The organism is Longispora urticae, assembly GCF_053902585.1.
Genome location: NZ_JAQZSH010000049.1, coordinates 1 through 10893, shown reverse-complemented (window position 1 = coordinate 10893; position 10893 = coordinate 1). Strand labels below are relative to the sequence as shown.

The 10893-nt window shown below is 72.1% G+C and carries 10 protein-coding genes; 4 read left to right on the top strand and 6 right to left on the bottom strand.

Annotated features, from left to right (window positions below; genetic code table 11):
• Positions 1-205 precede the first annotated feature (205 nt).
• Positions 206-1753 carry a GMC family oxidoreductase gene (locus PT931_RS33320; RefSeq protein ID WP_456249689.1) on the top strand — a complete coding sequence of 516 codons (1548 nt, stop codon included), beginning with the start codon at positions 206-208 and terminating at the stop codon, positions 1751-1753.
• 168 nt (positions 1754-1921) lie between these two features.
• On the opposite strand, the gene PT931_RS33315 is transcribed toward PT931_RS33320, so the two are convergent.
• The 4 genes from PT931_RS33315 to PT931_RS33300 all read right to left on the bottom strand — a co-directional run bounded on the left by PT931_RS33315 (position 1922) and on the right by PT931_RS33300 (position 5170).
• On the bottom strand, positions 1922-2767 hold the full coding sequence (locus PT931_RS33315) for a maleylpyruvate isomerase N-terminal domain-containing protein (protein WP_456249688.1): 846 nt from the start codon (positions 2765-2767) through the stop codon (positions 1922-1924).
• A 128-nt stretch (positions 2768-2895) separates the two neighbouring features.
• A complete protein-coding gene (locus tag PT931_RS33310; protein WP_456249687.1) occupies positions 2896-3447 on the bottom strand; it encodes a carboxymuconolactone decarboxylase family protein in 552 nt (183 codons plus the stop codon).
• A 162-nt stretch (positions 3448-3609) separates the two neighbouring features.
• Positions 3610-3924 carry a hypothetical protein gene (locus PT931_RS33305; protein WP_363720685.1) on the bottom strand — a complete coding sequence of 105 codons (315 nt, stop codon included), beginning with the start codon at positions 3922-3924 and terminating at the stop codon, positions 3610-3612.
• A gap of 217 nt (positions 3925-4141) precedes the next feature.
• Entirely contained in the window at positions 4142-5170 is a 1029-nt protein-coding gene (locus PT931_RS33300; protein ID WP_456249686.1) for a DUF1702 family protein, read from the bottom strand.
• 242 nt (positions 5171-5412) lie between these two features.
• Between PT931_RS33300 and PT931_RS33295 the strand changes: the two genes are divergently transcribed.
• The gene (locus PT931_RS33295; protein ID WP_456249685.1) at positions 5413-6495 is read left to right on the top strand and encodes an NAD-dependent epimerase/dehydratase family protein; all 1083 of its coding nucleotides are present in this window, start codon (positions 5413-5415) and stop codon (positions 6493-6495) included.
• An 80-nt stretch (positions 6496-6575) separates the two neighbouring features.
• Here PT931_RS33295 and PT931_RS33290 read toward each other — a convergent pair whose 3' ends face one another.
• Together PT931_RS33290 and PT931_RS33285 are read right to left on the bottom strand one after the other, a co-directional pair.
• Positions 6576-7385 (bottom strand): helix-turn-helix transcriptional regulator, encoded by an 810-nt coding sequence (locus PT931_RS33290; protein WP_456249684.1) that lies wholly within the window; start codon positions 7383-7385, stop codon positions 6576-6578.
• Between the two features lie 295 nt (positions 7386-7680).
• The gene (locus tag PT931_RS33285; RefSeq protein ID WP_456249683.1) at positions 7681-8718 is read right to left on the bottom strand and encodes a carboxymuconolactone decarboxylase family protein; all 1038 of its coding nucleotides are present in this window, start codon (positions 8716-8718) and stop codon (positions 7681-7683) included.
• Between the two features lie 338 nt (positions 8719-9056).
• Between PT931_RS33285 and PT931_RS33280 the strand changes: the two genes are divergently transcribed.
• Both PT931_RS33280 and PT931_RS33275 read left to right on the top strand, forming a co-directional pair.
• The gene (locus tag PT931_RS33280; protein ID WP_456249682.1) at positions 9057-9656 is read left to right on the top strand and encodes a carboxymuconolactone decarboxylase family protein; all 600 of its coding nucleotides are present in this window, start codon (positions 9057-9059) and stop codon (positions 9654-9656) included.
• A 20-nt stretch (positions 9657-9676) separates the two neighbouring features.
• A complete protein-coding gene (locus PT931_RS33275) occupies positions 9677-10552 on the top strand; it encodes an SDR family NAD(P)-dependent oxidoreductase (RefSeq protein WP_456249681.1) in 876 nt (291 codons plus the stop codon).
• Positions 10553-10893: the final 341 nt, after the last annotated feature.

Sequence of the window (10893 nt, the reverse complement as noted above, 5' to 3'; positions counted from 1 at the left end):
ATTGGCACGAACGGAACCCATTGCCGCGGCTGTTTCCCGACAATGGACCGGGCGCGGGAAACGGCCGAGCAAGTTCGGAGAAGCCACCAGTGGGGACTGCTGTGATGCTCGTCAGTGGGTCGCACGAAGGATGCCCGCGGCCGTGCCGCCCCGCCACGATGCCCTGTGAACGTCGAGGCGCCATCCACGTCCTTGGAGAGGTTCCATGACGAATGAGTTTGACTATGTAGTGGTGGGATCCGGCTCGGCCGGTGCCGCGGTGGCGGCCCGGCTCAGTGAGGATCCGTCCCGCAAGGTGCTGCTGCTCGACGCCGGACCCGACTTCCCGGTCATCGAGGACACCCCGGCCCAGATCCTCGACGGCAGCGCCATGTCGCTCGCCCTGCACGACTGGAACTACCGGGCCGAGATCAACGACGGCCGCAAGATCCGGTTCCCGCGCGGAAAGATCACGGGCGGCTCCTCGGCCGTCGGCGCCACCATCGCGCTGCGCGGCACCCCGAACAACTTCGAGGAGTGGGTGGCGGCCGGCAACCCCGCCTGGGCCTGGGACAACGTCCTGCCCTTCTACCAGAAGCTCGAGGACGACCTCGACTACGGCAACGACGCCGTGCACGGCGCGGGCGGCCCGATCCCGATCCGGCGGTGGCAGTCCGACGAGCTCACCCCGGTGGGGCAGGCGTTCCTGGAGTCCAGCCTGAAGGCCGGGTACGCCGAGGTCGCCGACCACAACAACCCGACCGCCACCGGCGTCGGCCCGATCCCGTCCAACCGGCGCGACCCCGCGGTCCGGTTCTCCTCGGCCATGGGCTACCTGCCCGCCGCCCGGCCGCGGGAGAACTTCACCGTGCGGGCCGGCGTCCAGGTCAACCGGGTGCTGTTCGACGGCACCAGGGCGATCGGCGTGGAGCTGTCCACCGGCAACGGCAGCACCGAGGCCGTGCACGCCCGGCACGTGATCCTGTCGGCCGGGTCCATCAACTCGCCGGCGATCCTGCTGCGTTCGGGCATCGGTCCGGCCGCCGACCTGGGCTGGCTGGGCACGGACGTGCGCGTCGACCTGCCGGGGGTCGGGGACAACCTGATCGACCATCCCCGCACCGGCGTGTTCATGGTCCCGAAGCCGGGCACGTTCCGGCAGACCGACCCGTTCCTGCAGACGATCCTGCGGACCACGGCGGAGGGCTCGTCGGAGTTCAACGACATGCAGTACTACATGGTCAACCACTTCGACCTGGCGCTGTTCCCCGAGCTGCAGATGCTGGCGAACGCGCCGGTCATCTTCGGGGTGATGGCGGTGCACCAGAAGCCGCAGTCCCGCGGCCGGATGAAGCTGACCACGCTCGACCCGTCCGTCGACCCGAACATCAAGCTGAACCTCCTGGACACCGAGCAGGACATCCAGATCCTGGTGGACGCGATCCGCAACTGCTGGAAGCTCGTCAACCAGGACGGGATCGCCAGCCTCGGCCAGAGCTTCATCGTGCTCAGCGACGAGCTGATGGAGGAGGAGGAGATGCTGCGCTACTACGTCAAGCTCAGCCTCGACAGCGCCTACCACCCGGTCGGCACCGCCAGGATGGGCCCGGCCTCCGACGAGTCGGCCGTGGTCGACGAGCGGCTGCGGGTGCACGGCACGGAGAACCTCTACATCGCCGACGCGTCGGTGATGCCGGAGATCGTCAACTGCAACACCAACCTGACGTCGACGATGATCGGTGAGCGGCTGGCGGCCTGGCTCCGGGAGAGCTGAGCCCCGCTCGCACCACGGACGCCGCGCGGTCACGCGCGGCGTCCGTTTCCGTGTCCCCGCCAGGCGCACACGTGGTGGGCCGGACGCCTGGAGTGACGTCCGACCCACCACGAAAGAGCGGATCAGAGGGGTACCGGGTCCCGCGTACCCGTCGAAGGGGTCTCCCGGTCAGGAGGGCAGCCGCATCGTCGCCATGAACTCCGGCAGCAGCCAGGGCCGCCGCCCCGCGACCCGGACCCGGCCGGTGAGCGCCGCGCGGGCCTTGCTCACCCGCCCGAACAGCATCAGGTTGAACACGACGGGGTCGTAGGAGACCCGCACGTCGGGGCGCGGGTCGAGTTCCTCCAGCACCACCCTGCCGTCGACCAGCGCCATGGTCACCGGTTCGCTGACCCCGGCCCGGAAGGTCACGGAGATCCGCCCGGGGCGGACCGGACGGTCGTGGTCGAGGAGCTTGCCGTACCCGCAGCGGGTGACGCCGACGAGGAACAGGTCCACGAACATCGCGGCGTCGCGCGGGTCGGTGTACCAGGGCCGGCGCAGCGCGCGGGCGATGTCCCACGCGTGGATGTTCAGCTCGTTGACCAGGTGCGCGAACAGCCCGGCGATCGGCAGGTTCGCCCCGCCGAGCCAGATGATCTCACGCAGCGGGTCGGCGTCCTCCGTGGCGGCGAGCAGCTCCGCGACGTCGGCGCGCAGCCGGCCGGCCAGCACGGACAGCGACCGCTCGGTGTACTTCGACATCACGATCCTGTTCATCGCGGCGACGGTGTCCACTGTGGTGTTCAACCGCAGCTCGCGGACGACGGAGGGCGACGGATCGCCGGCCGGACCGCGGACCAGCGCCACGTCGGTGGCGGCGATCGTGGCCAGGTGCGCGACGGTATCGGCGATGGTCCAGTGCGCGGTGGCGGGCAGGTCGGGCGGGGCGCCGTCGAGGAGGGTGAGCAGCCGCTCCAGCACCTCCGGCACTGACGTGCGCGCCCGCTGCCATTGATTCAAGGTGATCGACATGGTGTCTACGATCGCGGATCGGGCGGGTCGGGGCGCACTTCGAGGTTGCCGTGTTGGGGGCGGCGGCGGGGCCCGGCCGCCGGTGGTGCCGGGCCGGCGGGGCTCGGCCCCCACCGGCCCGGCACGGCTCACGCGGTGCGGACGTACCCGCCGGACTTGACGCGCTCGGCGGCCTGCTCGTAGGCGATCGGGTCGACCGGCAGCTTCGTGCCCAGCCCGTCGACGTACCGGTTGAACATGCAGAACGCGGCGGCGATCAGCACCGCGTCGTGCACCTCCAGGTCGGTGGCGCCGTCCGCGCGCGCCGCCTCCACGAGCTCCGTGGTGACCTTGCGGCCGCTCTCCTGCACGGCCCCCGCGATCCGCAGCAGGCCCCGCAGCTTCGGGCTGACCGGGGCCGTGTCGAGGTTCGCGCGCACCTGCTGCACCAGGGACCTGCCGCCGTCGAGCTGGGCGGCGGCGAACGCCGAGTGGGAGGTGGCGCAGAAGGTGCACTCGTTGAGGCCCGACACGTACGCGGCGATCAGTTCGCGTTCCCCCGGGCTGAGGGTCGGGTGCGGGGCGGACAGGAGCGCGTGCGCCAGGTCGTTCAGCGGCGCGGCGGTCTCCTGCCGGTAGGTCAGTAGCCCCGTAATTCCGGGGAAGTTCTCCTCGTCCAGGCCCAGATTGATGTGTGCCACGTCTACTCTCCTCGGCGACAGGCCGCAGCCGGCGGCAACGCGGTCCTGTTCGGCATGCTGCCCGCCCGGACCCGGTGGGCGCTTCTTCGAGCGTGCTCCGTCAACGGCGGCGGGCCCCGTCCGCCGCGACCGTGCGCGGCGGACGGGGCCGACCGGAGGGGTTCAGCCCGCCTGCGCGGCCGGCTCCCGGCGGCCGGTGACCTTCGACGCCGGCATGATGCCACCCTTGGCGGTGCCCGTCATGTCGTCACCGTCCACCACGAGGTCGAAGCTCAGGTCCATGCGCATCGGTCGCTTGATCGACTGGTACCACGAGAGCTTGTCGCCCTCCAGCCGCAGGTCCTTGAGGATCAGCTCCTCCTTCTCGCCACGGGAGATCCCCTGCAGGACACCGTCCTCGGTGAACAGCTCCAGCACGGTGTGGCGGGTACCCAGCGGCGTGGAGACCGCGACTTTCCAGAATCCCTCGACAGACACGGCGTTTCCTCTCTTCCAGGTCACCCGGGGGCCGCGCTGCCTCGGCGGCGTGGCGCTCCAGGCGGCGCCTCGGCCAGCGCCACCCCTGACGGTAGCCATCGCCGGTCCCCGAGACAGTCGCCAGATTGCCGTCTTCGGCGGGGTCGCCGTACTCCGCAATCCAGCGACACACGGATGGTGGGCCCGGACCCGAGCAGGTCCGGGCCCACCACCGGGACTACAGGCCGATACGCCGCCGCCGGCCCGGATCGGCCACGGCGCTGAGCTGCGGGGCCGGCGCGCCGAACCGGAACCGTTCGGCGACGGACCGCCGCCACACCTCGTACGCGGGCAGGCCCGACGCGGACGGGCCGGGCGGGATGAGTTCCTCGGTGACCAGGCCGGCCCGCACCGCGTCGGTCCGGCAGAACACCTGGGCGGCCAGGTCGGTGTGCGGCACCAGGAGCCCCGCCCGGACCCGGGCCTGCGCCGCGAACGCGGAGGCCTGGGACACGAAGGGCGCGTGCGGGCCGGAGCGGCGGTGGAACTCGCGCAGCTCCGCCTCGGAGACCCCGCCCGCGTACGTCGCGGCCAGGCCGGCGCCGCTGTAGAGGTCCTCGTGCCGGTGGGCCGGGAAGTCGTCGATCATGTCGGCCACCAGCGCCGGGTCGGTACCGGCGACGAACCACATCGCCCGGCCGATGCCCTGGTCGATGGCGTGCCGGGCGTACCCGGACGGGTCCTCGGCCGGCCACGGGAAGGTGGTGAGCTCCCGCTGGCGGAACACGTACTCGAGGGTGTGGAAGTAGGCCTGGTGGAAGCCGTACCCGTCGAGCACCAGCCAGCGCAGCAACGGGTCGGTCGCGGCGGCCGTGGCGCGCCGCCAGAGCATCCGCGGCAACCGGGCGATGGCCCAGCCGATGCCGACGTAGGCCATGTAGACGTGCGGGTCGCCGGAGCCCGCGAGGAACTCGGCGCTGCGCCAGGGCCGTCCCGGGGTGACCGCGTCGACCAGCGCGAAGCCCATCCCCGCGCCCTCGTAGGCGAAGCCGCGGAACCGGGTCGGGAGGCCGGCGAGCTCGGTGTCGACGTCGGTCACCCGGGCCGCCCCGGCCGCGGCGGACAGCCCGGCCAGGAACGACGCGCCGACGGTCTCCAGCACGGTGCGGGCCTCCGGCCCCTTGTCGTGGAAGCCCCGGGTCGAGACCAGCGTCTCGGAGATGTCGGGGGTGAAGACGCGGCGCCGAAGCGCCCGGATGGCGTTCATCCGATGCTCCCTCCGTCAGTGTTCGAAGGATCGATCCGCCTGATTCTCCCGGTCGCGCGGGCCCGCGAGCCACTCCCGCATTGCCCTGCTGACCTCGCGTGGAGGCCCTGGGGACTCCGCACGCTCAGAGGTGATCCCCCGGGCCGCCACGGGCCACGATCGGACCGGCCACCCGCCACCCGCCGCGCGCACCGCGCGGCGCGACGCGGTCCCGGCACGCACACGACTAGAGGGAGCCTGTGATGTTGGTACTGGTGACGGGCGGTTCGGGTTTCGTCGGCGCGCACACGATCGCGGCGGCCACCGCGGCCGGGCACCGGATCCGGGTGCTGGCCCGCGACGCCGCCGCCGTGGAGCGCGCCCTGGTGCCCCTGGGGGTGCCCAGCGACGCGGTGGAGGTGCTGATCGGCGACGTGACGGATCCGGTGACCGTGGCGCGGGCGGTGCGCGGGGTCGACGCGGTGGTGCACGCGGCCTCGGTGTACTCGTTCGACAGCCGGCGGCACCGCGAGCTGCGCCGGACCAACGTGCGCGGCACCGAACTCGTGCTGGACGCGGCCCGCCGGTTCGGCGTCGCGCGCACCGTGTACGTGTCGACGTTCGGCGCGATGCTGCCCGCGCCCGGTGGCGTGGTGGGGCCGGAGACGCCGCCGGGGACGTCGCGGGAGCCGTACCTGGCCAGCAAGGCCGCGGCGGAGTCCCTGGCGCGCCGGCACCAGGCGGACGGCGCCCCGGTCGCCATCACCTACCCGCCCGCCCTGCTCGGCCCGCACGACCCCCGGCTGGGCGACCAGAACGGCCGGCTGCGCAACACGTTGCGCGGGCTCATGCCCATGTGGCCCACCGGCGGCTTCCCGGTCGGCGACGTGCGGGACACGGCGCGGCTGCACGCGGAGCTGGTCGCGTCGGTGCCGACGGGGCTGGACCGGCACGCGGGACCCGGCCGCTACCTGACCACCCGCGACTACGTGCGCGCCGTGCGGGCGGCCACGGGACGGGACCTGCCCACGCTGTTCCTGCCCGCGCGGATGATGCTGCCGTTCGCGTACCTGACGAGCGTCGTGCAGCACGTGTGGCCCTGGCACATCCCGGCCGAGTACGGCGCCTGCTACGTCTGCGCCTGCGACGCCCGCCCCGCCGCGGGCCCGGCGCCGTGGGGACCGCCGCCGCGCCCGTTCGCCGACACCGTGGCCGACACGGTGGGGTGGATGCACCGGTCCGGGCTGCTCACGGCGCGGCAGGCGGGTCTGGCCGCCGATGTCGGCCACCTCGCGACGGTCGCGGCGCTCGCGGCGGAGCGGATCAGGGCCGCGCCGCGCGGCTGAACGACACCGGGAGGGCCGGGACCCCGCCGGGCCGGGTCGCGGGTCCCGACCCGGCGGGGGTTGTCACGGCGCGGGGGCCGTCACGGCTTGGCCCCGTGCAGCACCCGGGCCGCCGCGGCGGTGCGGCGGTCGGCCCGGCGGACGACCCGCCCGTTGCCGCCGGGCTGATGGGTGTCCAGCTCCGGGAGCGCGAACAGGATCGGCAGGTCGAAGCTTCCGGCCGGGTGCAGCTGTAAATCGGCCTCGATGGTGGCGCCGGCCACCACGAACAGCGGGTCGTAGGCGCCGACGGCGAGGGGGCGGCGCAGGGACGGGCCGGACGCGATGTCGTCGAGGGCGATCGCCGCGGCCCGTAGATGCCACTCCCCCTCCGGGACGTCGCGCAGCACGTAGGCGCCGGACGTCTCCAGGATGTCGCACGCGGCCGGTAGACCCTGCACGATGGGGCTGTCGAACACCCCGACATACACCTTGACGGGTACGTCGAGCTGCGGCAGCGTCAGATGTCCGCTGATGGTCGCCCGGCGCGGCGGCCCGGCCAGCGGCGGGCGGTGCAGCTGCGGGATGCCCTGTTCGGCCAGCCAGCGGTAGCGGGCCGGCGAGATGCCCACGCTGCGGGTGAAGCGGCTGATGAAGGTGCCGAGGCTGTTGTAGCCGACCCCGTAGGCGATGTCCGTGACGGTCATGTCGGTTTCCAACAGCAGGTTCTTGGCCTTGAACAAACGGATCGCGGTCAGGTACCGACCCGGCGACGTGCCGGTGGTGGACCGGAAGAGGCGTGAGAAGTAGAACCGGCTGAGGAACGCGGAGCCTGCCATGGCGTCCAGCGACAGCGGCTCGTTGTAGCGGTCCCACATGATCGAGATGGCGTGCTCGACGGCTTTCTTCATGGGCGGGTCATCTCCATTCAGCGAAGGAGCACGAATGGGACGCCACCTCGGAGCACTATCTCGACACTCGACACCCGGGCGTGCCGGACGGGACGCCGCCAGGCTGGCGTCCCGTCCACCTGGGGTGCGGTCCGGCACAGAGAGGACCGCAGTCTCACTCTCCGGGTCCTAGTTGATCTCACTGCGTCACGACCCTAGCATCCACGGAAATCAATAACAATGATGTTTGTCTATACTTACCACCCTTTCGGGATGGACACCGCACGACCGAAGAAGTCGACCCGTCCGGACCGGGTCAGGACGCCGCCCCGGGCAACGGGAGCGCGCCGCCCACCTGGCGCGCGGCCGCCATCGCCGCCCAGGAACACAGCTCGACGATCGTCCCGTCGTCCGCCCCGGCCTCCCGGCAGCTCCGCACCACGCTGTCGTCCACCTGGTACGACGCGAACGCGACCAGCAGGGTCAGCCGACCCGCCGGGCGCTGCTCCGCCGGCAGGACACCGACGAGGTCCTCGACCCACGCCCGGCTGATCCCCCGCAGCCCGCCACGCCACCCGGCCAGGTTGTCGAGCACCAGGTCGCGCACCGGCTCCGGCACCGACCGCAGCCCCGCCGCGTCCGTGACGGCGCAGGCCCGCGCGAACGCCTCCGCGACCGTACCGCCGCCGACCGCCCACCCCAGGTCGGCCGGCAGTTCCGCGGCCGGCAGCAGGCCGAGCGCCTCCCCCGCCGGGTGCGGACGTCGGGACGCGCCGACCATGCCCCGGCCCAGGACCCACAGCACGGGTGAGAGGGCCAGCTCCGGGACACCGGGGGGCAGCGGGACGTCCCGGAGCAGGACGTTGACCACCCGGTTGAGGTAGTGCAGCAGCACGGCGACGCCGACCAGCTCGGCCGTCTGGTCGGCGGGGAACGGCGGGGCGACGGCGGCGCCCGGGTTCTGGGCGGACAGCACCCAGTCGGCGTAGGCCTCCAGGTCCGGGCGCTCCTCCCTGCCGGACGCGCCCAGTACCGCGAGAGCGTTGTTGTGGATCGTCGCGCAGTAGGGGCAGGCGTTGCCGAGGGACACCGCGGTCGCCACCGCCTCCTTCGCGGCCCGGGGCGCGTTGCCGTTCACGATCAGGACCTCGCGCAGCAGGGTCCACGCCGCGGCCAGGGTCGGCGGGGCGGGGGCGTGCAGGGCGATCGGCGGCGCCAGGACGCCGAAGTCGCGTTCCATCTGCCGGTAGACCTGCGCGACCAGGCCGGTCGCGCGACCCCGCCGCACGGGGGAGACGTGTCGGATCTGGGTCAGCCCCAGTACGCCCAGCACCGGTCGCAGGAGACTTGCCATCGGGAGACCCCATCCGTCGCAAGAGGAATTTGACCACAGATTAGCGGTGGTCAACGCCACTAGCCAGCGCTGCGGCGAACCGCTTTCCCAGTTGTCGCGGCGACCAGCGAAAAGGGCACCGCAGTAGGCAATATGAGAGAGCAATCGTCCAGTGGGGACGTGCCATCATTAGCCAGCGATTCTTTCGCCCGACCACTGTCGCGGAGAACGTCCGCAGCGCCGTCGCCGATCGCACGGCAATTCGCCCCGAGCGGGATCGCACCTCATTCGGATCCGGTTCGGGTCGGCACGTGCGGAAGCGGCCCCGGGCATCGTTCACCCACTGAGGAGAAGGCCCTATGGAAACGACGACAAGGCAGCCGGGAATCAGGGTCCCGCTGATTGACGAGGAACACGCGCAGGGGCGCACCGCGGAACTGTACGAGAAGATCAAGCAGGTCACCGGACTCCCCTTCGTACCGGACATGTTCCGGCTCACCTCCACGAACCCGCGGCTGCTGGAGGTCGTGCTCGCCGGCTACGGCGGCGTCTTCGGCGAGGGCGCCCTGGCCCGGCAGACCAAGGAGCTCATCTCCGCCTGGACGTCCAAGCTCAACGGCTGCCCGTACTGCGTCGGCACGCACAGCTGGTTCCTCAGCGAGTTCGGCGGCTCCGACGAGCTGCTGGACGCGGTGGAGAACGCGACCACCGCCGAGGAGCTGCCCGTCGACGAGCGCACCATGCCGCTGATGCAGCTGGTGACGAAGGTCAGCACGGGCGCGTACAAGATCACAGACGCCGACTGGGACAAGGCCGCGGCGGCCGGGTGGAGCGACGCGGAACTGCTCGAAGCCGTCTTCACCGCCAGCCTGTTCGCCTTCATCAACCGGCTGGTCGACTCGACCGGCCTGGGTTCCTCCGTGGACCGCAGCCGGGTCGCCCGCCAGGGCGACGCGTGACGGCGGGGGCGGAACCGACCATGACGCGATCACGCGCGATCCTGCTGACCGGCGCCTCGTCGGGCACCGGCATGTCCTCCGGCTCCGGCCGGGCCACAGCGCTGCGCCTGCACCGCGCCGGCTGGCCGGTGTACGCGACCGGCCGCAACGTCGCCGCCCTCGAGGACCTCGCCGCCGAGGGCATCACGGTCATGCACCTGGACGTGAACGACGAGGAGTCGATGGTCGCCGCCGTCAAGCGGATCACCGACGAGCACGGGGCGGTCGGCACGCTGATCAACAACGCCGCGTACAGCCTCAACGGCACGATCGGCGAGACCCCGATGGACGAGGTGCGCGCCCAGTTCGAGACCAACGTCTTCGGACTGAGCCGGCTCACCCAGCTCGTGCTGCCCGGGATGCGGGAGCGCGGCGGGGGCCGGGTCATCCTGATGTCCTCGATCTTCGGCATGTTCGCCACCCCCGGCCGGGGCTACTACCAGGCCACCAAGCACGCCCTGGAGGCCATCGGGGACTCGCTCCGGCACGAGGTGCGCCGGTTCGGCATCGAGGTGGTGCTCATCCAGCCCGCGCCGATCCTGGGCGGGTTCGTCCCGGAGAGCGTCGCGGACCTGGGCATGGACTCGCACGACAATCCGGCCCTGTACAAGGAGTTCTGGGACTACTTCGTCGACTGGCACCAGGCGTACCGGCTCAGCGACAACCCCCCGCTCCGGGGGAAGATCGCGATCCGGGCCGAGGACGTCGCGAAGGTGATCGAGAAGGCGGTGACCAGCCCCAACCCGAAGATCCGGTACCCGATCGGCATGCCGCCCCGGGTGTTGCCGAAGATGCGGGCCATCATCGGGCACCGCGGGTTCGAGAAGTTCGTCCGGGCGTTCTTCCCGATCCCCTGACGGAGCCGGTGGTTCCCCGGCCGCGCGGGTGGCCTCCCCGGCGGAGGCAGCGGTCCCCCTGACGGTGGCAGCGGCTTCCCTGACGGAGACAACGGCCCCTGACGGAGGGAACCACCCACCCGACCGAGCCGGTGGCCTCCCTGACGGAGGCAGCGGCCCCTGACGGAGGGAACCACCCACCCGACGGAGCCGGCGGCCTCCCTGAGGAAGGCAGCGGCCTCCCCGACGGAGCGAGCGGGCCTCCTCACGGAGTCGTGCGACCCCGTGACGTGGACGGGGAGGCGGCGAGAGCGGCGACCCGGGCGGGACGCGGAGGGCGGCACGGGCGCGATGCCCGTGCC

What these genes read in the sequence shown, in the direction of transcription:
- PT931_RS33300 (WP_456249686.1), bottom strand. Translation starts at nt 5,170, where the DNA reads ATGAACGCCATCCGGGCGCTTCGGCGCCGCGTCTTCACCCCCGACATC.
- PT931_RS33275 (WP_456249681.1), top strand. Translation starts at nt 9,677, where the DNA reads ATGACGCGATCACGCGCGATCCTGCTGACCGGCGCCTCGTCGGGCACC.
- PT931_RS33295 (WP_456249685.1), top strand. Translation starts at nt 5,413, where the DNA reads ATGTTGGTACTGGTGACGGGCGGTTCGGGTTTCGTCGGCGCGCACACG.
- PT931_RS33290 (WP_456249684.1), bottom strand. Translation starts at nt 7,385, where the DNA reads ATGAAGAAAGCCGTCGAGCACGCCATCTCGATCATGTGGGACCGCTAC.
- PT931_RS33280 (WP_456249682.1), top strand. Translation starts at nt 9,057, where the DNA reads ATGGAAACGACGACAAGGCAGCCGGGAATCAGGGTCCCGCTGATTGAC.
- PT931_RS33315 (WP_456249688.1), bottom strand. Translation starts at nt 2,767, where the DNA reads ATGTCGATCACCTTGAATCAATGGCAGCGGGCGCGCACGTCAGTGCCG.
- PT931_RS33285 (WP_456249683.1), bottom strand. Translation starts at nt 8,718, where the DNA reads ATGGCAAGTCTCCTGCGACCGGTGCTGGGCGTACTGGGGCTGACCCAG.
- PT931_RS33320 (WP_456249689.1), top strand. Translation starts at nt 206, where the DNA reads ATGACGAATGAGTTTGACTATGTAGTGGTGGGATCCGGCTCGGCCGGT.